General features: G+C 65.5%; 20 protein-coding genes and 2 pseudogenes. 16 read left to right on the forward strand and 6 right to left on the reverse strand.

Annotated elements, in window-relative coordinates; genetic code table 11:
- Positions 1-48 precede the first annotated feature (48 nt).
- The 4 genes from OKW40_RS31380 (at position 49) to OKW40_RS31395 (ending at position 6,652) form a co-directional block, all read left to right on the forward strand.
- A complete protein-coding gene (locus OKW40_RS31380) occupies positions 49-1,248 on the forward strand; it encodes a serine hydrolase domain-containing protein (RefSeq protein WP_429493224.1) in 1,200 nt (399 codons plus the stop codon).
- 125 nt (positions 1,249-1,373) lie between these two features.
- On the forward strand, positions 1,374-1,676 hold the full coding sequence (locus OKW40_RS31385; protein ID WP_090808223.1) for an H-NS family nucleoid-associated regulatory protein: 303 nt from the start codon (positions 1,374-1,376) through the stop codon (positions 1,674-1,676).
- 752 nt (positions 1,677-2,428) lie between these two features.
- On the forward strand, positions 2,429-4,030 hold the full coding sequence (locus OKW40_RS31390; RefSeq protein WP_429493225.1) for a peptide chain release factor 3: 1,602 nt from the start codon (positions 2,429-2,431) through the stop codon (positions 4,028-4,030).
- A 171-nt stretch (positions 4,031-4,201) separates the two neighbouring features.
- Positions 4,202-6,652, forward strand: a complete 2,451-nt coding sequence (locus tag OKW40_RS31395) for a GNAT family N-acetyltransferase (RefSeq protein ID WP_429493226.1) — start codon at positions 4,202-4,204, stop codon at positions 6,650-6,652.
- A 42-nt stretch (positions 6,653-6,694) separates the two neighbouring features.
- Here the strand turns inward: OKW40_RS31395 and OKW40_RS31400 are convergent, their stop codons facing one another.
- The gene (locus OKW40_RS31400) at positions 6,695-7,240 is read right to left on the reverse strand and encodes a hypothetical protein (protein WP_184057604.1); all 546 of its coding nucleotides are present in this window, start codon (positions 7,238-7,240) and stop codon (positions 6,695-6,697) included.
- A 114-nt stretch (positions 7,241-7,354) separates the two neighbouring features.
- Entirely contained in the window at positions 7,355-8,140 is a 786-nt protein-coding gene (locus OKW40_RS31405; protein ID WP_090808230.1) for an IclR family transcriptional regulator, read from the reverse strand.
- Between the two features lie 259 nt (positions 8,141-8,399).
- On the opposite strand from OKW40_RS31405, the gene OKW40_RS31410 reads away from it, so the two are divergent.
- From OKW40_RS31410 to OKW40_RS31425, 4 genes and pseudogenes are all read left to right on the forward strand, one after another.
- Complete coding sequence (locus OKW40_RS31410) at positions 8,400-9,440, forward strand: aldo/keto reductase (RefSeq protein ID WP_429493227.1); 1,041 nt, start codon at positions 8,400-8,402, stop codon at positions 9,438-9,440.
- Positions 9,441-9,447: 7 nt separating this feature from the next.
- Positions 9,448-10,278 carry an amidohydrolase family protein gene (locus tag OKW40_RS31415; RefSeq protein ID WP_429493228.1) on the forward strand — a complete coding sequence of 277 codons (831 nt, stop codon included), beginning with the start codon at positions 9,448-9,450 and terminating at the stop codon, positions 10,276-10,278.
- Between the two features lie 33 nt (positions 10,279-10,311).
- Positions 10,312-11,056: pseudogene (locus OKW40_RS31420) on the forward strand (SDR family oxidoreductase).
- A 52-nt stretch (positions 11,057-11,108) separates the two neighbouring features.
- Positions 11,109-11,957, forward strand: coding sequence for an ureidoglycolate lyase (locus OKW40_RS31425; RefSeq protein ID WP_187612440.1), 849 nt, complete (start codon positions 11,109-11,111; stop codon positions 11,955-11,957).
- Between the two features lie 87 nt (positions 11,958-12,044).
- On the opposite strand, the gene OKW40_RS31430 is transcribed toward OKW40_RS31425, so the two are convergent.
- The gene (locus OKW40_RS31430; protein WP_429333103.1) at positions 12,045-12,479 is read right to left on the reverse strand and encodes a PaaI family thioesterase; all 435 of its coding nucleotides are present in this window, start codon (positions 12,477-12,479) and stop codon (positions 12,045-12,047) included.
- A gap of 283 nt (positions 12,480-12,762) precedes the next feature.
- Between OKW40_RS31430 and OKW40_RS31435 the strand changes: the two genes are divergently transcribed.
- Positions 12,763-14,385, forward strand: a complete 1,623-nt coding sequence (locus OKW40_RS31435; protein WP_184057594.1) for a methyl-accepting chemotaxis protein — start codon at positions 12,763-12,765, stop codon at positions 14,383-14,385.
- Positions 14,386-14,518: 133 nt separating this feature from the next.
- Here OKW40_RS31435 and OKW40_RS31440 read toward each other — a convergent pair whose 3' ends face one another.
- Together OKW40_RS31440 and OKW40_RS31445 are read right to left on the reverse strand one after the other, a co-directional pair.
- The gene (locus tag OKW40_RS31440; protein WP_018424088.1) at positions 14,519-14,722 is read right to left on the reverse strand and encodes a cold-shock protein; all 204 of its coding nucleotides are present in this window, start codon (positions 14,720-14,722) and stop codon (positions 14,519-14,521) included.
- Between the two features lie 302 nt (positions 14,723-15,024).
- The gene (locus OKW40_RS31445; protein WP_429493229.1) at positions 15,025-16,158 is read right to left on the reverse strand and encodes an AGE family epimerase/isomerase; all 1,134 of its coding nucleotides are present in this window, start codon (positions 16,156-16,158) and stop codon (positions 15,025-15,027) included.
- Positions 16,159-16,432: 274 nt separating this feature from the next.
- Here OKW40_RS31445 and OKW40_RS31450 point away from each other — a divergent pair.
- The 7 genes and pseudogenes from OKW40_RS31450 to OKW40_RS31480 form a co-directional block, all read left to right on the forward strand.
- Positions 16,433-16,588, forward strand: a pseudogene (locus tag OKW40_RS31450) (MgtC/SapB family protein); the annotation flags it as partial.
- Between the two features lie 6 nt (positions 16,589-16,594).
- Entirely contained in the window at positions 16,595-16,744 is a 150-nt protein-coding gene (locus tag OKW40_RS31455) for a hypothetical protein (RefSeq protein WP_429493230.1), read from the forward strand.
- Between the two features lie 151 nt (positions 16,745-16,895).
- Complete coding sequence (locus OKW40_RS31460) at positions 16,896-18,263, forward strand: hypothetical protein (protein ID WP_429493231.1); 1,368 nt, start codon at positions 16,896-16,898, stop codon at positions 18,261-18,263.
- A 163-nt stretch (positions 18,264-18,426) separates the two neighbouring features.
- Positions 18,427-18,585 (forward strand): hypothetical protein, encoded by a 159-nt coding sequence (locus tag OKW40_RS31465; protein ID WP_018424094.1) that lies wholly within the window; start codon positions 18,427-18,429, stop codon positions 18,583-18,585.
- A gap of 497 nt (positions 18,586-19,082) precedes the next feature.
- The gene (locus OKW40_RS31470) at positions 19,083-19,388 is read left to right on the forward strand and encodes a hypothetical protein (RefSeq protein WP_429352680.1); all 306 of its coding nucleotides are present in this window, start codon (positions 19,083-19,085) and stop codon (positions 19,386-19,388) included.
- Between the two features lie 213 nt (positions 19,389-19,601).
- Complete coding sequence (locus OKW40_RS31475) at positions 19,602-20,477, forward strand: 3-hydroxyacyl-CoA dehydrogenase family protein (protein ID WP_260321026.1); 876 nt, start codon at positions 19,602-19,604, stop codon at positions 20,475-20,477.
- Positions 20,478-20,587: 110 nt separating this feature from the next.
- Entirely contained in the window at positions 20,588-21,199 is a 612-nt protein-coding gene (locus OKW40_RS31480; RefSeq protein WP_184037964.1) for a flavin reductase family protein, read from the forward strand.
- A gap of 37 nt (positions 21,200-21,236) precedes the next feature.
- Here OKW40_RS31480 and OKW40_RS31485 read toward each other — a convergent pair whose 3' ends face one another.
- Complete coding sequence (locus tag OKW40_RS31485) at positions 21,237-22,676, reverse strand: polyhydroxyalkanoate depolymerase (protein WP_429352679.1); 1,440 nt, start codon at positions 22,674-22,676, stop codon at positions 21,237-21,239.
- Between the last annotated feature and the right edge of the window lie 127 nt (positions 22,677-22,803).

Consider the following 22,803-nt stretch of genomic DNA (forward strand, 5'->3'; position numbering starts at 1 on the left):
AAAGCGACCGGGCGCGCGCACGTTTTCTTTTACCGACACAGGGTGAACATGCAGATAGCAGGACTTGCCGCGACCCGCCTCGCGACGCTGACCAACGCGATGCAGGGCTATGTGGAGCGGGGCGAAGTGGCGGGGGTGGTGTCGCTCGTATGGCGGCGCGGCGAAATCGGCTACTTCGAACCGGCAGGCCTACGCGACGAAGCCGCGCAATTGCCGATGGAGCGCGACACGCTGTTTCGCATCGCGTCGATGACGAAGCCGGTGACGAGCGCCGCGATCATGATGCTGATCGAGGCAGACCGCCTCGCGCTCGATGCGCCCATCTCGCGGTGGCTACCCGAGCTTGCCGCGCCGCGCGTGCTGCGTGACCCGACCGGCCCGCTCGACCAGACCGACCCGGTACGCGCGCCGATTACGGTGCTCGACCTGCTCACGCATCGCGCGGGCTTCGCGTATCACTTCACGGCGACGGGGCCGCTTGGCGAAGCCTACGCCGCCGCGTTCAACGGCTTCGAGGCGAGCGGCGGCAACAGCGCGTGGCTCGCGCGCATCGCCGCGTTGCCGCTGATGTTCCAGCCCGGCTCGCGCTGGCACTACGGCGTGGCGACCGACGTGCTCGGCGTGCTGATAGAACGCGTGAGCGGCATGACTCTTGGGGAGTTTTTCCGCACGCGCATTTTCGCGCCTCTCGGCATGCGCGATACCGCGTTCTGGGTGCCCGACGCACAGCTTGCGCGCCTCGCCACCGCGTACAACATCGATCCCGGCACGCGGCGTCGTGTGGTCGAGGATCATGCGGCGGCGAGCCGCTGGGCCAATCCGCGACGCTTCCAGAGCGGCGGCGGCGGGTTGGTCTCGACCGCCGAGGATTATCTGCGATTCGCGCAACTGCTGCTCGGGCGCGGCCGCGTCGGCGACACGCGGCTGCTGTCGCATCGCTCGGTCGACCTGATGCGCAGCAATTTCCTGAGCCGCGAGCAGCGCCGCCTGCCTGCCTTCGGTCACGTGATCTGGGCGGGGCAAGGCTTCGGCCTCGGCCTGTCGATCGTCGATGATCCGGCGCAGCAATTGCCGCTCGGCTACCGCTCGCTCGGCTCGTTCGGTTGGCCCGGCGCGTACGGCACCACCTGGTTCGCCGATCCGGTCGAGAACATGATCGGCCTGATGCTGATCCAGCGCCGCTCGATCGACCCCTTCCCGATGGCCATCGACTTCGAACGCCGCGTCTACGATGCGATCGACGATTGAGCGGGGCCGCCGCGCATGCGCTCGGCCGCGCGATTCACTATCCTGTGATTTATTCGTCTGATAGTGTCCGCCAACCATTCATCGCGATTCATCGCAGTGCGTCCAACCGAGGGGGGAACACCGGCATGGCCTCTTACAAACAGCTGACTGCGCAACTCGAAAAACTCCACAAGGAAGTCGCAGCCGCGCGCGAAAAAGAAGTCTCGCAAGCTATCGCCGATATCAAGCAGAAGATTGCCGAATACGACCTGACCGCCGAAGAACTCGGCTTGACGAGCGCCTCGCCGAAGCCGCGCCGCAAGTCGTCGTCGACGACGTCCGTCGCCAAGTACCGCAATCCGAAGACCGGCGAAACCTGGAGCGGCCGTGGGCGCTCGCCGGCCTGGCTCGTCGGCAAAAATCGCGAGCGGTTTCTGATCGAAGGTTGAGCTTCATCGTGGGTGCCGATGCGTCCGTGTTCTCTGAAGTGATGCGTGGTTTGATCCGTTCCGCACCGTTGCAAAGGTCCCGAAAACGCTCACCTTTGCGTGACGCCTGAACGTATACGGCGATATTTACCGATGCATTCGAACCTCGCGGGATGCTTCGGTGAGCCAGGCTTTGTCGCGCGACGCACCTCCGCGGGTGCGAATCGCCATCGTGCCGCCCCGCCCGCGCCGCTCGCCGAAAACCCGCGACAGCCTTTGCTGGCGGGCGTTTCCAGGCGTCGAGCCGGAACCTGTTCATAGCGGCGCGAAGCTTTATCGCCGTTTTCCTGCGCATCGTGTTGGTGGCGCCCGCGACCTGGCAGGTGCGTGCACGCGCTTCGCGATCCTCACCTTTGACCGCAAATCGATATTCGCCGCCGTAAGTCCCGAAAACGCTCACCTTTGCCGGCAGCATGCGCGGCGCGCCGACGCTCGCGCCGTCGCCCCGTCCGGCGCCGGGGCCCTTTCCCCCGGCCGTCGCGCCAGACGTGTATCATTCGCCCCTTGCGCCGTTTTTGCGCCAGCGATTCCCGCATTGTCGAACGCTGGGTCGTGACCCGTTCGCCACCCGTTTTCGGACGCGGCGCGAGCGCCGGCCGATCCGGGCCCGCGCCCGATTCTCGCAGCTCGACGCCGCCGCGCCACGCGCGGCATACCGGCCGCCCACGGCCGCCGGGAACCGCCTGAACCCCTTTCCGTGACCGCCAGACCCGATGTCAGTCTCCGAACTCAAACGCCGCCGCACGTTCGCGGTCATTTCCCACCCGGACGCGGGTAAAACCACGCTCACCGAAAAACTGCTGCTGTTCTCGGGCGCGATCCAGATCGCCGGTACCGTGAAGGGCCGCAAGAGCAACCGCTACGCGACGTCCGATTGGATGGAAATCGAAAAGCAACGCGGCATTTCGGTCGCGAGCTCGGTGATGCAGTTCGAGTACGGCGATTGCGTGATCAACCTGCTCGACACGCCGGGCCACGAAGACTTCTCCGAGGACACCTACCGTGTGCTGACCGCGGTCGACGCCGCCGTGATGGTGATCGACGGCGCGAACGGCGTCGAAGCGCAGACGCTGAAGCTGCTGGAAGTCTGCCGCAGCCGTAAGACGCCGATCGTCACGTTCATCAACAAGCTCGACCGCGAAGTGCGCGAGCCGCTCGAACTGCTCGATGAGATCGAGCAGCACCTCGGCGTGGCGGCGGTGCCTTTCACATGGCCGATCGGCATGGGCAAGGATTTCCAGGGCGTCTACGACGTCCAGCGCGATCAGGTGCGCGTGTTCCGCGCCGGTCAGGACACGGCCGGCGGCGCGGTCGAAACGCTGCAGGCACTGAGCAACGAGGAAGGCGAGCGCCGTTTCGGCCACGCGTGGGGGCGTGCGAAGGAAGAAATCGATCTGATCAGCGGCGCGACGCCCGAGTTCGACCGTGAGCAGTTCCTCGCCGGCCAGCAGTCGCCGGTGCTGTTCGGTTCGGCGATCAACAACTTCGGCGTGAAGGAGATTCTCGACGCGCTGGTCGACCTCGCGCCGCCGCCGTCGATGCGCATGACCGTACAGCGTCCGGTGCAGCCGGAAGAGTCGAAGTTCACCGGCGTCGTGTTCAAGGTGCAGGCGAACATGGACCTCGCGCACCGCGACCGCGTCGCGTTCATCCGCGTGTGTTCGGGACGTTTCGAGCGCGGCATGGCGGTGAAGGTCACGCGCTCGAACAAGACGTTCCGCGCAAACAACGTGGTCACGTTCCTGTCGCAGCGTCGCGAGACGGTGAGCGAGGCGTATCCGGGCGACATCATCGGTATTCCGAACCATGGCACGCTGAGTCTCGGCGATACGCTGACCGAAGGCGAGCAGTTGCAGTTCGTCGGCCTGCCGTTCTTCGCGCCGGAAATTTTCCAGACCGTCGAAGTGGTCGATCCGATGCGCGCGAAGCAGCTCGGCGAAGCGCTGAAGCAGCTCGGCGAGGAAGGCGCGATCCAGGTGTTCCGTCCCGAAGCCGGCGGTCTGATGATTCTCGGCGCGGTCGGGCAACTGCAGTTCGAAGTGGTGTCGCACCGTCTGTCGACGGAATACAAGGTCGTCGTGCGCATGGCGCCGGCGCGTTACCGGCTCTCGCGCTGGGTGACCTGCGACGATGCGGCCGAACTGCGCCGCTTCACCGACTCGTACTCGGCGCGAATCGCGCTCGATGCGTCCGATGCGCCGACCTATCTGGCCTCGCACGTATCGGAGATCGAAGTCGCGCAGAAGGCGTGGCCGAAGATCGTGTTCAACGAGTTGCGCGAGCACTCGGGGGCGCCGTTCAGAAAGGCGATGTAAAACCGCGAGTCCGCTGGTTTCGAAGCAAAAAAGCCGCGTCGTTCGACGCGGCTTTTTACTTTTCCGCCGCAACAACGTCCCGCGCCAGCGCGCGACTTCGCCTATGCTGACGGAACCACCCGCCTCGCCGCGAAGCCGGCTCCAATTCCTGTCCAACCGCATGGAGCGCCCGTGACCGTTCGCAACCTCGACGCCTTGTTTCGCCCGAAATCCGTCGCCGTGATCGGCGCGTCCGAGCGGCTGGGCAGCACCGGCGCGATGGTCTGGGCGCGTGTGCTGGAAGGCGGCTTCGACGGCCCGCTGTGGCCGGTCAATCCGAAGCACGCGACGCTCGGCGTCCATCCGGTGATTGCCGACGTCGGCGATCTGCCGCAGGCGCCCACCGTCGCGGTGATCTGCACGCCACCCGCGACGTGGCCCTCGCTGATCCATAAGCTCGGTGGCATGGGCACGCGCGCCGTAATCATCGTCGGCGAGGTGCGCAGCGATGAAGACCGGCTCGAACTGCGGCACGCGCTGTCGGCGGCGCGGCCGCATCTGTTGCGCATCGTCGGACCCGGCAGTCTCGGCGTGGTGTCGCCGGCGCTCGGCGCGCATCTGGGCGCACCGTCGTGCACGGTCAAGGCGGGCGGCGTCGCGTGGGTGTCGCAGTCGAATGCGCTGACCAACGCAGTGCTCGGCTGGGCACGAGCGCGCGGGCTCGGTTTTTCGCACGCGGTGGCGCTCGGAGCGGAGGCCGACGTCGATGCCGGCGACGTGCTCGATTACCTCGCGAGCGACCCCGGCACCCGCGCGATCCTGCTCGAACTCGACAGCGTGCGGGCGGCGCGCAAGTTCATGTCGGCCGCGCGCGCGGCGGCACGCAACAAGCCGGTGCTCGCGCTGCGCTCCGGCCGCGACGATCCCGCCGACGGTCTCTACACAGCGGCGTTCCGGCGCGCGGGCCTCGTGCGCGTCGACGCGCTCGACGATCTGCTCGACGAAATCGAAACGCTCGGCGTCGGCCGCGTGGCGGCGGGCGCCACCGCCACGCTGATCACTAGCGACCGCGGTCTCGCGACGCTCGCGCGCGACGCGTTCACCGCCGCCGGCGGCCTGCTCGCGCCGTGGCCGGCCGCGGCGTCGGACGCGCTGCGCGAGGCGCTGCCGCTCGCGGTCGGCGGCAATCCGCTGCTGCTCGGCGACGGCGCGCGTCCTGAGCACTTCGGCACCGCGCTGAAGCTGCTCGGCGAGTATCGCGAGACCGGCACCGCCGTCGTGGTGCACGCATCGACGCATGGCGCGCCCGTGGACGACGTCGCGCAGGCGCTGATCGAGCATCAGCGCTTTGCGTATCGCGGGCTGCTCGCGTGCTTTTTCGGCGGTGTCGATGCGACGAGGCGCGACGCGCTGCATGCGCAGGGCATCCCGGTGCACACGACGCCGCAGCGGCTCGCGCGCGCCTTCGCCCGTCTGGTCGATTACCGGCTGGGCCGCGAACTGCTGATGCAAACGCCGGAAGGCCTGCCTGCGCAGATTCCCGAGTCGATCGACGCCGCCCAGGCGCAGGCTCGCGAAGCGTTGGCGGCGGGCGCGAGCGAGCTTGCCGGGGCGGCGGCGGCGCGGTTTCTGTCGCGGTTCGGGTTGCGGGTGGAGGGCGCGCAAGGAGGGGGCGCCCACGCGTCGGGCGCCGATGTGCCGGGCGCCGATGCCGACGGCGCCGCAAAACCCATCGTCGACGTCGCCGTCGAACTGCACGACGACGACAACTTCGGCCCCGTGTTCCGCTTCGCCGCACCGCCGATCGACGGCGTTTCCAGCGGGTTGCACGTGTACGGCCTGCCGCCGCTCAATCCGATGCTCGCGCGCGATATCGTCACGCGTTCGCACTACGCGAGGCTGGTCGCGCCGGAGCCGACGCTCGCGGCGTTGACGGCGGTGTCGCAGGCGGTTTGCGACGTGCGCGAGATCGTCGGCCTGTCGTTGAAGCTCAGGGTCTACCGGGACCGCGTGACGGTGGTCGAGCCCGTGTTGCGGCTCGGCGCGCAGCGCAGCCGTCTCGCGATCGTGCCGTATCCGCGCCGCTTCGAGGAAACGATCGACTGGCAGGGGATGCGTGTAACGGTGCGGCCGATTCGCCCCGAAGACGAAAACGCGCATCGCGAGTTCGTGCAGGCGATGACGCCTGAAGATTTGCGGCTGCGGTTTTTCGCTTCAGTCGGCGCGTTCGACCACTCGCAACTCGCGCGCATGACGCAGATCGACTACGACCGGGAAATGGCGCTGATCGCGACGGTCGACAACGAAGACGGCGTCGCGCAGACGCTCGGCGTGGTGCGTGCGGTGGCCGATCCCGACAACGAGACGGCCGAATTCGCGGTGACCGTGCGCTCGGATCAGAAAGGGCGGCGCCTCGGCCAGTTGCTGATGCAGCGGATCATCGCGTACGCGCGGGCGCGCGACACGCACTGGCTGATCGGTGAAGCGTTGCGCGAGAACACCGCGATGATCGCGCTCGCGAAGGCCAGCGGCTTCACGATCACGCGGACCGATGACCCCGGTGTGGTCGGCTTGCGGATGGCGCTCGACGAAACGGCGGGGGCGGACCCGAAGTCCGCCGCGCAGAACCAGCCGGCGCGTTGAGCGGCTGACGTCGCGAGCCGCTCAACGCATGGCTTCACCGCCTCACGCCGCCAGCTTCTGTGCCGCCTCATCGACCTGCGCGCGCGTGACCGACAGCTCGTCGAGCCATGCCTGCGCATACACGGCGCCGGTTTCGCGTTCGAGCCGCGCGATCGTCGCGGCGCAGCGGTTCGCGTCCTTCAGCGTCGAAATGAACGCTTTCACCGACTCACCGCCCGTGAACGCGTCGAACAGCGGCACGCGAATTTCGTCGGGCAGCGCACGGGTGGTCCATTGGTACGGCTTGCCGTTGAACGTCAGCGACGGCGGCAGCACGCGCTCCTTGCGCACGGCCGGAATCAGGCCGTAGGTGCGCGCCGCTTCGCCGATCTGCTCGGGCGAAAACAGCTCGTCGGGCGTGATGTGGAACTGCTGGATGAAGGTCTCGATGCTTTGCATCGCGGCGGCGCGGTCGTCGCGGCGCTTCTGCGCGTGGGCGACGATGTCGCGCAGTTCGTCGGCTTCTTCGGCGGTGATCGTGAAGCTCGACTGCTTCTGCTGGAGTTCGGAAAAACGCTGGAATTCGGAATCGGTCAGAAGTTTGGCCATTGCTCAATCGATGCGCGCGCATGAGCCCGTCATGCGGCGTTATTTTGGAAGGGCCGCCATTCTAAACCATGTGTGCGTGCGCGCCGCTGCGCAACTTACCGCGCAACTTACCGATCACGCGGCCTGCTCGCGGAACATCGACAGCGCCTGCACCGTGTCGCGCAGCAGCGTGGTGGCCGCTTCGAGCGTCGGCGCGACGTATTCGTCGATCCGCCGCAGATACGGGCAGGTCAGCACCGCGCTCGCCTGTCCCGACGGCGCGAGTATCGGGAACGTCACGTCGGTGACGCCGAAGGTCTGCTGGCTGTCCTTCTGCCAGAAGCCCGCCGCGCGGATGCGCTCGCAGGCCTCCTCCAGCGCGTCGAGATCGAGCGTCACTTCGCCCTTCACCTTCGTGTGCTCCGCCAGCATCTGCTGGCGCTGCTCGACGCTCTGGAACGCGAGCATCACGCGCCCCGAACCGGTGTCGATCAGGCCGACCCGCGAACCGAGCCGCACTGACATGCCCCATGTGCCCGGTCCGTCGACTTGCGCAATCACTAGCAGGTTGCCGCGGTCGTAGACGACGAGGTGGCAAGACTGCTCGGCCGCGTCGGCGAAACGCTGCATCAGCGGCAGCGCTTCTGCGATCAGCCGGTTCATTGGCGGATGACGGTGCGCGAGCGCGAACAGCTTCAGGCTCAGCGAGTAGCGGTCACCAGCCGCCGAGCGCACCACGTACTGGCGCGCGACGAGGCGTTCGAGCATCCGGTACATCTCGCTCGCGTTGCGGCCCAACTGCCGCGTGATTTCGGCGCGCGTGAGTCCTTCCTTCTGCTCGGACAGTAGCTCGAGAATGTCGAGGCCTTTATCCAGCGCGGGGGCGCGATAGCGGTCGTCGTCCTTGTCTTCGGCGTCCATCGTGAGGGTCCGGGAATTCCGTGTGGAGTTTTGATTATCTGGTGTGCGCGGGCGAGTGCGTAGCATTTCGCGAACTGGATGGCCTATGTCCAGGGAAAACCCAGGCATCCGCGCCGCGTAGTTTTCTTGACTTGGAAAAATTCGAATATGAATAATACGTTCATTGGTGAATGAATGCACTTCCCAAGCGGTGCGCGGAGTGTGACCGCCGCACTTCGCCGCCGCATGGTAAAAAGACCAAAAATCTGGAGACACGCTCATGTCGGCATCGATCGTATCGAAAATTGGGCAGCGGCGCCGTATCGGCCGCGGCTCGTTGCAGGTGAGCGGACTGGGGCTCGGCACGGCGCCGCTCGGTGGCCTGTACCGCGACCTGTCCGACGAGGAGGCCCAAGCGACGATCGCCGCCGCCTGGGACGCGGGTATGCGCTACTTCGACACCGCGCCGCATTACGGCAACACCAAGGCCGAGCATCGGCTCGGCGCCGCGCTGCGCCACTATCCGCGCGGCGAGTATGTGCTGTCGACCAAGGTCGGCCGCCGCTTCGTGCCGCGCACGTCGCCATTCGACGACCGCGAAGGCTGGCAGAATCCGCTGCCGTTCGAAGCGATCTACGACTACACGCACGACGGCATTCTGCGTTCGTTCGAGGACAGCCAGCAGCGCCTCGGCATCATCGATATCGACGTCCTGCTCGTGCATGACATCGGTCGCGTCACGCACGGCGACCAGCATCCGCACTACTGGCGGCAACTGACCGAAGGGGGCGGCTTCCGTGCGCTCGAGCGCCTGCGCTCGACGGGCGCAATCAAGGCGCTCGGCCTCGGCGTCAACGAGGGCGCGGTGATCCTCGACGCGATGGCCGAGTGCGATATCGATTGCGCGTTGCTCGCGGGCCGTTATACGCTGCTCGAGCAGACCACCCTCGACGACCTGCTGCCCGCCTGCGAGGCGCGCGGCGTCAGCATCCTGCTCGGCGGCGCGTTTAATTCGGGCATTCTGGCGCGGGGCGTCGAAGGCGATCTGAAGTTCAATTACGGCGCCGCGCCGCCCGAGGTGATCGAGCGCGTCGCGCGTCTGGAGGCGGTATGCCGCGCGCATGACGTGCCGCTCGCCGCCGCCGCGTTGCAGTTTCCGTATGCGCACCCGGCGGTCGCCACCGTGCTGACCGGCGCGCGTAGCGCCGACGAATTGCGCGAGAACGTCGCGTCGTTCGAGCTGCCGATCCCCGCGGCCTTGTGGTCCGCATTGCGCGACGCGGGCCTGCTCGACCCCCGTGCGCCCGCCCCCGAGGACTGATCCGACCATGCCGATCGACGCTCACCAGCACTACTGGGACCCCGCGCGGGGTGACTACGAGTGGCTGACGCCGGAGCTGAAAATCCTCTACCGGCCGTTCGGGCCTGATGATCTGAAGCCGTTGCGCGAACAGGCCGGCATCGAGCGGACCGTGGTCGTGCAGGCCGCGCCGACGCTCGACGAAACCCGCTACCTGCTCGACATCGCGCGTCACGAGCCGTCGATCGCGGGCGTGGTCGGCTGGGTGCCGCTGTTGTTGCCGAACGCGCCCGATCTGATCGAGGTGCTCGCGCGCGAGCCGAAGTTCAAGGGCGTGCGGCCGATGCTTCAGGATCTGCCCGACGACGGCTGGATCGCCAACCCCGATCTCGCGCCGGCGATCGAGGCGCTGATCGCGCACGATCTCGCGTTCGATGCGCTGATCTACGCGCGTCACGTGCAATACGTCGAGATCTTCGTGCAGCGTTTTCCGGCGCTGCGCATGGTGGTCGATCATGGCGCGAAGCCGCCGATCCGCTACGGCCAGGCGGGCTACCCGGTATGGCGCGACGCGATCACGCGGCTCGCCGCGCTGCCGCAGGTGCACTGCAAGCTGTCGGGTCTCGCGACCGAGGCCTCGCCCGGCTGGACCGAGGACACGCTGCGGCCCTACGTCGAGCATCTGCTGAACACGTTCGGTCCCGCGCGGCTGATGTGGGGCAGCGACTGGCCGGTGCTCGAACTGAACGGCGACTATTTGCTCTGGCATTCGGTGGCGACCACGCTCGTCGCGTCGTTGAGCGACGCCGAGCGCGACGCCGTGTTCGGCGAGAACGCCACCGCGTTTTATCGGCTTTGATTTCGTTAGCAGCCCATTCAACTGGAGTCGTAGATGACACAAAGACTGGCCGGCAAAACGGCCCTGATCACCGCAGCGGGACAAGGTATCGGTCTCGCCACCGCCGAACTGTTCGCGCGCGAAGGCGCGCGTGTGATCGCCACCGATATCCGCATCGACGGACTCGCCGGCAAGCCGGTCGAGGCGTGCAAGCTCGACGTGCTCGATGGCGCGGCGATCAAGGCGCTCGCCGCGGAAGTCGGCACGATCGACGTGCTGTTCAACTGCGCGGGCTTCGTACACTCGGGCAATATCCTCGAATGCAGCGAAGAGGACTGGGATTTCGCCTTCGACCTCAACGCGAAGGCCATGTACCGTATGATTCGCGCGTTCTTGCCGGCCATGCTGGAGAAGGGGCGGCGGCTCGATCATCAACATGTCGTCGGCGGCGTCGAGCGTGAAGGGTGTGCCGAATCGCTTCGCGTACGGCGCGTCGAAGGCCGCGGTGGTCGGGCTGACGAAGTCCGTCGCTGCGGATTTCGTCACGCGTGGTGTACGCTGTAACGCGATTTGCCCGGGCACGGTGTCCTCGCCGTCGCTCGAACAGCGAATCGCCGCGCAGGCTCAGGCGCAGGGCGCGTCGCTCGATGCGGTGCAGGCCGCCTTCGTCGCGCGTCAGCCGATGGGCCGCATCGGCAAGCCGGAGGAGATCGCCGCGCTCGCGCTGTATCTCGCGTCCGACGAGTCGTCATTCACGACGGGCCAACTCCATGTAATCGACGGCGGATGGTCGAACTGATTCTGATTGACTGACGAACCGGACACTACTGAACGTAAAGGGAAGTGCAACGATGAAACTGCTTCGTTATGGGCCGAAAGGCCAGGAAAAGCCGGGCCTGCTCGACGCGCAAGGCAAGATTCGCGATTTGTCGAAGGTAGTGGGCGATATCGACGGCGCTGGGCTCGGCGATGAAAGTCTCGCGAAACTGCGCGCGCTCGATCCGGCAACGCTCCCGGTCGTCGAAGGTAATCCGCGCGTTGGACCGTGCGTCGGCAAGATCGGCAAGTTCATCTGCATCGGCCTGAACTATGCGGATCACGCGGCGGAATCGAATCTGCCGGTACCGGCCGAACCGGTCATCTTCAACAAGTGGACGAGCGCGATCAGCGGCCCGAACGACGACATCGAAATCCCGCGCGGTTCGAAGAAGACCGACTGGGAAGTGGAACTCGGCGTCGTGATCGGCAAGGCGGCGAAGTATGTCGACGAAGCAAACGCGCTCGAGCATGTGGCCGGCTACTGCGTCGTCAACGACGTGTCGGAGCGCGAATGGCAGATCGAGCGCGGCGGCACGTGGGACAAGGGCAAGGGCTTCGACACGTTCGGCCCGATCGGCCCGTGGGTCGTCACGCGCGACGAAGTCGCCGATCCCCAGAACCTGAGCCTGTGGCTCGAAGTGGACGGCCATCGCTACCAGAACGGCAGCACGAAGACGATGATCTTCAGTGTCGCGAAGCTGGTGTCGTATGTGTCGCAGTGCATGAGCCTGCAGCCGGGCGACGTTATCTCGACCGGCACGCCGCCGGGCGTGGGCATGGGTGTGAAGCCGAACCCGGTGTTTCTGAAGCCGGGGCAGACGGTGCGTCTGGGTATCGAAGGGCTGGGCGAGCAGACGCAGAAGACTTACGCGGCGGAGTAACGCGCTTTCTCTTTCCGTCATATCGCTGTGAAATGAAAGGCCGTTCCTGTTTTGCGCAGGAGCGGCTTTTTTCATGGCGTCCCGGCTTTAAGCCCCCGCCTCCTGCTCCCCGTTCTCTCCAATCCGATTCACGGTCCCCTGCGCGACCGCCACCAGCTTCTCGCGATTCCCCTCCATCACGAACACGCTGCACTGGCAGGTCGCCTGATGCCTGCCCGCATAGACCACACTGGCGCGCGCGATCAGCGTGCCCTTCACTGCCGGGCGCAGATAATTGATCTTGTACTCACCGGTCACGACTCTCGGACCCAGCGACAGCGCGCCAGCGAACGTCAACGCATTGTCGGCGAGATAGCTGATGACGCCGCCATGTACGAAGCCATGCTGCTGCCGCAGTTCATCCCGAATCGGCAGACATAGGGTGAGCTCGTCGCTGCCGGCGTGCATCAGCTCCGCGCCTAGCAGCATGCTGAACGGCTGGGCGTGCAGTGCGCCGCGCGCCCGGTCGAGTAGGTCGGTCATCGTGGTTCCTTCGTGCAGGGGTCTGGGTAGTGCATCGGTGCAACAAAACATCCGCGCGGCGCGTGCCATGCGGTCCCTACCCACTCTAGGAAGTGCCGCTGCGCTGCGCAAGGTGATTCCTCGCGATGAGCGGCGCATTGTTGCGCAAAACAACCGCAATCGCGACGATCGACGATGAAACCTGCACGTAGAGCGCTTTTTGCCGGAATTGGCCTCAAGCCGCCAATCGGCCTGCCGTTAACCCTGGTGTACCTCCGTTATCCTTTGTTCCCAGGTGTCCACGATGTTCAGCAAGATCAAGGTCGCATCCGGCCTGCTATGTGTTCTGGCCGCGTTCTGCGTCTTCCAGCTCGTCACGGTAGGGTTGGGCTTCTGGTCGCTGACACGCACGCACGACGACGTCGGCGATCTGTCGAACATCGCGCTGAAGCAGGTCGACGCGGTCAATCAGACGACGCAGCGCCTGATGGACGCGCGCATCAACCTGTCGCGTGCCGGCACGCGCATGGTGCGCGGGGGCACCGAGCCCACGGACATCGTGCAGCACGCTCGCGAACAGCTCGCCGCCGCCGATCAGTCTTTCGCGGCCTTCATGAGCGCGCAGAAGACCAGCGACGAAAACAGCGCGCGCGCCGCCGCGCTCGCCGAACGCTACAAGACGCTGCATGGCGCGCTCGCGGAGCTCGCGCAGTATCTCGACTCGAACAACATCCAGGCCTTCCTCGATCAGCCGACGCAGTCGTTTCAGGACGCCTATCTGGCGGAAGTGCACAACTTTGGGCAATTCGGCGACGCCGCGAGCCGCGCGTCGCTCGATTCGATCGATGCGCGCGTGGCGGCGTTTCGCATCGTCAGCGTGGCGATTTTGCTCGTGCTCGTCGCCGGCACGCTCGCCGTCTATACGGCGCTGCGCCGCGGCGTCGTGGCACCGCTCGAGGAAGCGGGCCGCCACTTCGAGCGCATCGCCCAAGGCCGTCTCGATCAACCGATCGCCGCACGCGGCAGCAACGAAATCGGCCGTCTGTTCTCGGGCCTCGCGACGATGCAGGCAAGCGTCGCACGCACCGTCAAGAGCGTGCGCGAGTCGGCCGACTCGATCCATCTTGGCGCCAACGAAATCGCGACCGGCAACGCCGATCTGTCGGCGCGCACCGAAAACCAGGCGGCATCGCTCGAGGAAACGGCATCGAGCATGGAGGAACTCACAGCGACCGTGCGCCAGAACGCCGATCATGCGCGCGAAGCCAATGCGCTCGCCGAGACCGCGCTTGACGCGACGTCGCGCGGCAGTGAAGTCGTCAATCAGGTGGTCGACAAGATGCGCGGCATCGCGCAGAGCTCGGACAAGATCGCCGAGATCATCTCGGTGATCGACGGCATCGCATTCCAAACCAACATCCTCGCGCTGAATGCCGCTGTCGAGGCGGCGCGCGCGGGCGAGCAGGGCCGCGGCTTCGCGGTCGTAGCCGGCGAAGTGCGCGGCCTCGCGCAACGCAGCGCGCAGTCGGCGAAGGAAATCAAGACGCTGATCAGCGAATCGGTCGCGGAGATTCAGGGCGGCTCGACGCTCGTCGAGCGCGCCGGCGAAGCGATGAGTCATGTGTCGGCGTCGATCTCGCGCGTCACGCAGATGATGGCCGAAATCAGCGCGTCGTCGCTCGAGCAGAGCACCGGCATCGAGCAGGTGAATCAGGCGGTCGTGCAGATGGACGAGATGACGCAGCAGAACGCGGCGCTCGTCGAGCAGGCCGCGGCGGCGGCGGCTTCGCTACATCAGCAAACCGAGCAATTGAAACAGGCGGTTTCCGTGTTCGAAATTTCTGAAAGTGTGTTGCGTACGCAACAGCGCGGAGCAATGTCCGTCGCAAACGCAGAATTCGCATTAACCGGAATGCATGCGCTTTAAAGCGGCGACGCTTGAAAACGGACGCAGAAATAGAAAATGGCCCGCGTAAAGCGAGCCATTTTGCATTAGACGCAAGCGCCTGTAGAGGCGCCTATCGTGACGTCCAAGTCTGTCTCAAAGTACCCGAAGGAACTTAGACCGGCTGGATGTTTGCAGCCTGCTTGCCCTTCGGGCCTTGCTTGACTTCGAACGACACTTTCTGGTTTTCCTGCAAGGACTTGAAGCCCGAAGACTGGATTTCCGAGAAGTGTGCAAACAGGTCTTCGCCGCCGTCGTCCGGGGTGATGAAGCCAAAGCCCTTTGCATCGTTAAACCACTTAACAGTACCTGTTGCCATTTTTGATCCAAATAAATGTTGTGTATTGCATCGCGACCGCAATCGCTCCAATGCGAGAGCGAGCGCGAGGGGAGAGTTGTATCACGTCTTTATGACAGACGCCAATCAACCTGCGTCCGGGTATTCCCCGGTTTTGATGTTTTTTCGCACTTTGAGAACGTCTGACGAGAACTTTTTTGCGCCAGGGTTTACCAGCAACATCAAATTTCTCTCGCGACCCGGCGGCGGACATTCGTCCGTGCGTGCCGCACTTTATTGAGGCGATCAAGCGTGGAACTTCATCTATCACTGGCCAAATTCGGCTAAGTTCCCGCTCGAAATTCGGCGTCCACAGGCAGCGCCGCGTAGGCGGTGGCCAGATGATAAGGCGTCGTTGACGGCATGTCCGTACGTGCAATTTCGCCGCTCGATGTCTTGCATTCGAACCAGCCGTGTTCATGCAAAAAGCATCGCTGAAAACGTGCGATGTGTTGTGGCAGCGCCGCGCGCACGGCCGGATCGTCGTGACTGGCGAGCGCGCGCAGATATTCCGTCTGCGCCCAGATCCGCTGGGTCGCGTCGCTGACCTTGCCCGCCTCGTCGAGCGATGCGCACACGCCGCCGTTGTCCGGGTTCACGCCATGCTGCTGCGCGAAGGTGAAGGCGCGCGCCAGCGCGTCGGTTAGCCCTGTGCCGTCGAACAGCGCGCCCGCCTGCCTGACCAGCCAGTACCACTCGAACTGATGTCCCGGCTCCAGACGGTTGCCGCTCGCGCCGATCGGCAATTCGGCGATACAGCCGCTCGGCGCATGCACGAAGTGTCGCGCGACCGCGCCAGCGAGGCGGCGCAACGCGGCGCCGAAGACGTTGTCGCGCGTCGCCTCGCAGGCGGCGAGCCACGCTTCGGTCAGGTGCATCAGCGGATTCTGCAACGGCGTGGCGGTGACCTTCGAAAAGTCGAGGTTGAGCGCGGCGTTGAACAGATCGCCGTCGGCCGCGAAGTTCGACTGGATCAGCGCGGTCGTGCTGTGCACGAGCTTGAGCGCATCGAGGTTGTCGGAGCGCCGCGCGTATTCCGCGCACGCGAACACGACGAACGCGTGCGTGTAGAGGTCCTTGGTCGTGTCGAGCGGCAGGCCGAGCGCGTCGACGCTGTAGAACCATCCGCCGTGATCGGCGTCCCGAAAGGTGCGGGTCAGCGAATCGAACAGCACGCGCGCGTGTTCCATGTCGCCCGCTTGTGCAAACGTGAACAGCTGCCGCGCGCATGCCATCGCCCGATAGCGTTGCGCGGGCAGCGGCTCGCCTCCGGTGGCGTCGAGCGCTTCGTAGGGCAGCTGCAACGCGTGATTGAAGCCGGGCCCGCGCCACATCGGCAGCACCACGTTCGCGAAGTGCTCGCGCAGCGCGGTCGCGGCGGTGGTCGTCGAAGCAGGGGGAGGGGGCGTGCTTGGCATCGTCGGTTGGTTCGGGCGCGCAACGCGCGCAGTGTGTCGAGGCAGCGTTCAGGGCGGCGTTTCAGGATTCGGCTCGCCGAGACTGCTGCGGTGTGCGGCCTAGCATAAAGCAAACGCCTCGCGCTGACAGCTTGGGTCAAGCATCCGAAATTCTCGACGCCGACGCGGGGCGACAGACGCATCAGGCGCGACAGATGCACGAGCCGCATGGAATGGGCAACGCGAGGCGCACTGAGCTGCTGCTGCCGCTCATTTCGGATAAGGAGGAACAACGATGCCCGGTAATCTCGAACTCATCTCCCGTCTCGTGCTGGCCGCGATGCTCGGCAGCGTGATCGGCTACGAGCGGGAGCGGTTGTCGTGGGCGGCGGGCTTGCGCACGCACATGTTGGTCTGCGTGGGCTCGGCGCTCATCATGATCGTGTCCGCGTAATTCGTGATGCAGCAAAGCGACGATGTGAACGAGTGCGACGAAGTGATCATCACGCTGCATCGCGTGTCGAATGCGGAATGCGAGTCGACCTGCGCTCGGCTTCGGCAATGGCAGGGCGTGCGGGAATTCCAGGGCGACGACGCGAGGTCGTGAAAGGCGCGAGGCGCGCGAAAGGGCGCAAATCGACGGGGAATGGCTTCGGCACGGGCGGAGCGCCATGCGACAATGCTGGCTCTAAATATTCCAATGGCAATGACAAGCGGCATCCGGCGCCCCGTTCCTGGCGACGACCGCTTTTTCCTCTATGGCAGATTCCGCAGCATCCCCGCAGTCCATGCGCCCGCGCGTCGCTTCGAAGAAGCAGCGCCAGGGCGCCGTCTCCACCGAAACCGAAAACAAGCTGGCGCGCGCGGCGCGCTCGGCGCAACGCCTCGCGCAACTGAGCGGCGTCGCGCGCGACGACAGCACGCTCGACCTGTTCCCCGACGATCCGACCCGCGCGACGCTCGAGGCGATGAACATCGACGTCCGCCAAGGCACGCTGCACGGCTTCGAACTGCCGGACGTGGTGCTGCAGGCGGTCGGCGTATTCGATGAACCCGGGTCGCTCGACAAAACTGCGCGCCGCGCACCGCGTGCGGCGAAGCTGGATGCGCCGCCGGTGAACGGGCAGTTGAGCGGGTTTGACGTCGAGCCGGTGATGGCGGTTGCGGATGCGTCTGCAAACAAGCCCGCAAACGAGCCCGCGAACGGCGCCCCCGACGGCTCAGCGCCGAACGCCGCAGCAAACACCGACGACAAGCCCGCGGCAACGTCGCGTGAGCCATCCGCGCCGCCCAGCTCGGCGATGGCCGCCGCGACCGTCGCGCGCAGCGTGACCGCGTTGCGCCAGGCGGCCGAAGCGGAGTCGGCTGCGACGGCGGGCGCGGGCAAGCCACAGCAGCGTTTCGCCGCGACGTTCGCGAAAGCCGCGACGGCATCGCGCGATGCCGCAGTTGCTACCGCCCCGGCTTCGCTTGCAACGTCCGCTGCGACCGACGGCAGTAGCATGAGCCAGTCCGCCGACGAGCCCGCGACGCGTACGCAATCCGCCTCGCCAGAGGCCGTGACCACGAAACAGGACGACAGGCTCTCCGCCACCGCGCTGTTGACGACACCCCGGTCCTCGTCCGCAGACAACCACGCCGGATTCGCCACTTCCTCGCGTGACGCGCGCCGCACCGACGCGGCCGCCGCCGCGCTACGCTCGGAGCCGGAACTCGACCGCGCGCGTGCCACCGCGTTCGCCGATACGGTCGATGCGCTCTATGGCGTGATCGCCGATCAACGCCGCGCCGCGACCGATCATTCGCGGCGCGTGAAATGGATGCTGTCGATCGTGGTCGGTGCGCTGCTGGTGACGGTGGCTATCGGCATCGCGCAGACGCTGCTGCTGATGCGCCTCACGCGCGAGACGACGGCGCAGCAACACCGCATCGAACAGATGATGCAGAACCAGCAAGCGGCGATGGTGAGCCTGCTCGACGCGCATGCGGCGACAGCGAACGCCGCATCGGCGCCCGCCGCCACGACCGCCACCGCAGCGCCCCCCGCCGCGCCCCTACAGCCCAGCGCGACGCCGACGCGCGCGAGGCACGCTCGCGCTTCGCACCGGCGGCCGCCGAGTCACTAAATCGGGGACGTTGTCGCGATGCAACGCTTCCCGGCCCAATGACATCGCGGCAACCCGCCGCAGCGAAAATTTGCTGCAGTGCACTAGCTTTTCCCTAGGGAAAACCCCTATAATCACAACTAAGGGAAAACCCTAGCAACGCAGTCACTAACCGGGAGTCGCCATGAGCTACATCTTTGCACTGTTCCAAAAGGTCAGCGACCTCTTTGCGTCGCCCCATCTGCCGCTGGATTCGGACTACTCGTATGCAGCGCGTGCCCGTGAAGCAGAGCGTCTGCGCCGCGCGCAGGCCACGCTGTTCGGCATCAAGCTGACCGACTAAAAACCAGCCGAACCTCCCGAGCGCGCGACAACGCGCCGGGGCGCGCACCTCGAGTGCGCTTCTCATTGAGCCACTATTCGCGAAATGCGGATCGTGGCTTTTTGTTTTTTGGGGCTCTCTTGTCGCGATGCACCATTGCGCGACGAGACAGACGTATCAGCGCCAGGCCTCCAGTGTCTGTCCGACTCCTTGCGAAATATTTCGGGGCCGAAATGAATGTAACCAGCTTTCACGCTGATTCAGCGAGTCGAATGAAAGCATTGCCCGTAAACCTTTGTTGAATGAAGCGCGAAAGCGGCACCGCGCTTCCATCAACAGACCCCATCTATGAAATGCTCGCTTACAAGTGCTAACGTCTTCACGCGATTCGGGCCGCTAAAGTGAGTCTCAAGCGTACGGCGTCTGGTTCGGCTCACAAGCGAAGCGAACGAAGCGAATCGCACGATCCGAGCAAACACGGACGCTGGCCTGGAATAAAACTTTGACGGGAGGTCATTATGAAAAACTTTGGCAAGGCATCGCGCTCGCTGATCGCAACGCTGCTCGCGGGCGGCGCACTCGTCGCGGCTGGTAGCGCATTCGCGCAAGACCGCGTGATCGTCGAACACGGTCCGGCACCAGTCGTGTACGGCCAACCGCATATGATGCCGGTGGGCGTGTCGATCAACATCGGCTGGCACGGCGATCGTTACTGGGACGGCCACCGCTACTGGGAGCACGACGAGTGGATGCGCCGTCATCCGCACGACTACGATCCGCACCACCGCGGCGACGATCACCGCACCCCGCCCCCGCGCTACTAAAGCGCGCCTGATCGCGTCGCAACAGGCGGCGTGAGTCCACGAAGCCGGTCTTCCCTCGAGGGAAAGGCCGGCTTCGTCGCATTTGGGCGTGCGAGTCCGACCGTGGTATTGCGCGTGCTGCGCTATGCTTCGGGGCTTTCATCGACGGCAGCGGGAGCGCGTGTGGACAAGACGACACAGGATGTAGCGATAGGGGTGGTGGGCACGGGACTGATGGGCGTCGGCATTGCGACGCAGGCCGCGTTGCATGGATACCGCACGATCGTTCACGACGTTGATCCGGCGCGACTCGCGAGCGTCGCGCCGAAAGCGCAAGCGGTGCTCGACGAACTGATCGACGCGGGCCGTATCGACGATGCTGCCAAACAGGCGGCGCTCGCGCGCATCGAAACCAATGCGCAACTCGATGCGATCGGGCAAGCGCGCTTCGTGATCGAGGCGATTCCCGAAGTGCTCGAACTCAAACACCGCCTCTACGCGACGCTGACCAGCCTGCTTGCCGATGATGCGATCCTCGCGAGCAACACCAGCGGCTTCCCGCCCGACCAGCTTGCCATCCCGCTGCGCGCGAAAGAACGCTTCGTGATCGCGCATTTCTGGAACCCGCCGCACATGATTCCGCTCGTCGAGGTCGTGCCGGGCACCGAGACCGCGCCCGAAGTCGTGCGGCAAACCGCCGGACTGATGAGCGCGATCGGCATGGAGCCGGTCGTGCTCACGAAGGCGATTCCGGGCTTCGTCGGTAATCGGCTGCAGTTCGCGGTACTGCGCGAGGCGTTGCATATCGTGCGTTCGGGGGCAGCGACGCCCGAGGTCGTCGATCGCGTGATGAAAGCTTCGCTGGGACGTCGCTGGGGCATCGTCGGACCATTCGAGGGCGCGGACATGGGCGGACTCGACACGTTCGTCGACATCGCGTCGCATCTGATGCCGCAACTCGCGAAAGACGAGGACGTGATCGATCTGCTGCGCGCGCAGGTCGACGCGGGGCGTGTCGGCGTGCGCAGCGGCGCGGGGTTTCATGACTGGGATGAAGCGCGCATCGCGCGGGTAAAGGAAGGGCGCAAGCGCGTGATCGGGCGCGGCTAGTGCGGTATAAATAGCCGTTCCGTGCCTGGTACTCCGCCGCTTTTCGCGCTAACTGCCACACGCGCCGCAAGCGAACCTAAATCAACTCCAAGCCAACCCCAAGCCACTTCATGTCTCACTACTTCTACGACCCCGCCGCCGGTCACGGCCTGCCGCACGATCCTTTCAAGGCGATCGTCGCGCCGCGGCTGATCGGCTGGATTTCGTCGCGCGATGCCGAAGGCACGCTCAATCTCGCGCCATACAGCTTTTTCGGCGCGTTCGCGACCTTTCCGCCGATCATCGGTTTTAGCAGCGAGGGCCGCAAGGACAGCCTCGCCAACATCGAGGCGACCGGCGAATTCGTTTGGAATCTCGCCACCCGGCCGCTCGCGGAGCAGATGAACCGCTCGTCGGCGCCGGTCGCGCCGCACGTCGACGAGTTCGCATTGGCCGGGCTCACGCCGGCGCCGGGCCGCAACGTGGCGGTGCCACACGTAGCCGAATCGCCGGCGGCGCTCGAATGCAAGCTGCTGCAGATCGTGCGTCTGCATGATGTCGACGGCAAGCCGATGGACAACTATCTGTCGCTCGGCCAGGTGGTCGGCGTGCATATCGACGACGCGTATCTGAAGGACGGCCTGTTCGACACGCACGCCGCGCAGCCGATCATGCGCGCGGGTTATCGCGCCGACTATGCGCAGATCGGCGAGATGTTCCAGATGATCCGGCCAACGGCCTGAACTCGCCCTCAGCAGCTTCCGCTGATTAGCGGATCGCTCAGGGTGTCACCGGCGGCGGCTTGCGTGGGGACTGCGCGGACGTTTTTGCCGCGGAGTCACTGTTGCCGCTCCCGCTCCCGCCCACGGGCGCATCCACTTCAACCTCGACGACCGCAGCCGCGACCGGCGCGGCCGCCGTGACTTCCGCCGCAATCGCCGCGGGCACCGGCTGGATCGGGCGCGCACGCGAGCTGACGAGCACCGCGCGCGGTTCATTGTCGTAAATCACGGCCCGCACGCGCGGATAAATCTCCCGCTCCCAGCGACGTCCGCTGAACACGCCGTAGTGGCCGACGCCCGTTTGCACGTGATGCGTCTTCAGATACGGCCGCAGACGATCGCACATGTCCTGCGCGGCGAGCGTCTGACCGACTGCGCAGATATCGTCCTTTTCACCTTCCACGGTCAGCAATGCGGTGCGGCGAATCTTCGACGGCTCCACCAGACGCCCCTCGACTTCGAGCGCGCGTAACGGCAGCGCATGCTGCTGGAACACGGTGTCGACGGTCTCCAGATAGAAGTCGGCGGTCAGATCCATCGTCGCGAAGTACTCTTCGTAGAACGTGCGAATCGTGTCGGCTTTCTGCGGATCGCCCTTGCCGCGCTCGTAGTACATCGTTTCGAACGAGTCGGCGTGGCGGCCCGGATTCATCGCCATGAACGCGGCCAGCTGCACGAAACCCGGATACACGCGACGCTGCGCGCCGGCAAACCCGAACGGCACCGCGCTGATCAGATTACGCTCGAACCACTCGATCGGCCGGCTCCTGGCCAGTTCGTTGACGCGCGTCGGATTGATGCGCGTGTCGATCGGGCCGGCCATCAGCGTCATGCTGGCCGGCTGCGCGGGATGGTCCTCGGCGGCCATCAGCGCGACGGCGGCGAGCGCCGCGACGGTCGGTTGACAGACCGCGAGCAGATGCGTGCCGGACCCGATCGCCGCGGTGAAGTCGATCACGTGGCGCACGAATTCATCGAAGCCGAAGCGGCCTTCGCCGAGCGGCACGTCGCGCGGGTTGTGCCAGTCGGTGATATAGACGTCGTGCTCGGTCAGCATCGTGCGCACGGTTGCGCGCAGCAGCGTCGCGAAGTGGCCCGACATTGGCGCGATCATCAGCACGCGCGGCTGCGGCGTTGAAAGCACGGCGTCCTTGCGAAAATGCAGCAGCGAGCAGAACGGCGTGCGCGCGACGACTTCCTCGACCACCGCGACCGGCTCGCCTTCGGTGACGACGCTATCGATGCCGAACGGCGGCCGCTTCGGCGTGAGTCCGCCGAGCATCAGAAGTTCGCACGTCGCGCGCAGCGAGCGTCCGTGCGGCGTAGCGGCGAATGCGGACCATGCATCGAGCGAACGGTTCGCCAGCGCCGCGCCGTGCCGCAGCGGTAGCAGCAGGTCGGCGCAGGCCTGATAGGCAGGATAGGCGAACAGATTCATACTTTCACTCGAATGCGCCAGAAAGACAGGAACTCGAATAAAAGCAAGTGGTGCGCCAGGCGCCGGCGCGCGTTGCCCCTGTGTCGCGTCATATCTGCGTGGGTCGGCATATCACTTGCGTGCGTAG

The sequence above is a fragment of the Paraburkholderia sp. RAU6.4a genome (genome assembly GCF_050435625.1).
In the GTDB taxonomy this organism is placed as follows: domain Bacteria; phylum Pseudomonadota; class Gammaproteobacteria; order Burkholderiales; family Burkholderiaceae; genus Paraburkholderia; species Paraburkholderia tuberum.

Coding starts and splice junctions, on each gene's coding strand:
- OKW40_RS31380 (WP_429493224.1), top strand. CDS start 49: ATGCAGATAGCAGGACTTGCCGCGACCCGCCTCGCGACGCTGACCAAC.
- OKW40_RS31385 (WP_090808223.1), top strand. CDS start 1,374: ATGGCCTCTTACAAACAGCTGACTGCGCAACTCGAAAAACTCCACAAG.
- OKW40_RS31390 (WP_429493225.1), top strand. CDS start 2,429: ATGTCAGTCTCCGAACTCAAACGCCGCCGCACGTTCGCGGTCATTTCC.
- OKW40_RS31400 (WP_184057604.1), bottom strand. CDS start 7,240: ATGGCCAAACTTCTGACCGATTCCGAATTCCAGCGTTTTTCCGAACTC.
- OKW40_RS31405 (WP_090808230.1), bottom strand. CDS start 8,140: ATGGACGCCGAAGACAAGGACGACGACCGCTATCGCGCCCCCGCGCTG.
- OKW40_RS31410 (WP_429493227.1), top strand. CDS start 8,400: ATGTCGGCATCGATCGTATCGAAAATTGGGCAGCGGCGCCGTATCGGC.
- OKW40_RS31415 (WP_429493228.1), top strand. CDS start 9,448: ATGCCGATCGACGCTCACCAGCACTACTGGGACCCCGCGCGGGGTGAC.
- OKW40_RS31425 (WP_187612440.1), top strand. CDS start 11,109: ATGAAACTGCTTCGTTATGGGCCGAAAGGCCAGGAAAAGCCGGGCCTG.
- OKW40_RS31430 (WP_429333103.1), bottom strand. CDS start 12,479: ATGACCGACCTACTCGACCGGGCGCGCGGCGCACTGCACGCCCAGCCG.
- OKW40_RS31435 (WP_184057594.1), top strand. CDS start 12,763: ATGTTCAGCAAGATCAAGGTCGCATCCGGCCTGCTATGTGTTCTGGCC.
- OKW40_RS31440 (WP_018424088.1), bottom strand. CDS start 14,722: ATGGCAACAGGTACTGTTAAGTGGTTTAACGATGCAAAGGGCTTTGGC.
- OKW40_RS31445 (WP_429493229.1), bottom strand. CDS start 16,158: ATGCCAAGCACGCCCCCTCCCCCTGCTTCGACGACCACCGCCGCGACC.
- OKW40_RS31460 (WP_429493231.1), top strand. CDS start 16,896: ATGGCAGATTCCGCAGCATCCCCGCAGTCCATGCGCCCGCGCGTCGCT.
- OKW40_RS31465 (WP_018424094.1), top strand. CDS start 18,427: ATGAGCTACATCTTTGCACTGTTCCAAAAGGTCAGCGACCTCTTTGCG.
- OKW40_RS31470 (WP_429352680.1), top strand. CDS start 19,083: ATGAAAAACTTTGGCAAGGCATCGCGCTCGCTGATCGCAACGCTGCTC.
- OKW40_RS31475 (WP_260321026.1), top strand. CDS start 19,602: ATGGGCGTCGGCATTGCGACGCAGGCCGCGTTGCATGGATACCGCACG.
- OKW40_RS31480 (WP_184037964.1), top strand. CDS start 20,588: ATGTCTCACTACTTCTACGACCCCGCCGCCGGTCACGGCCTGCCGCAC.
- OKW40_RS31485 (WP_429352679.1), bottom strand. CDS start 22,676: ATGAATCTGTTCGCCTATCCTGCCTATCAGGCCTGCGCCGACCTGCTG.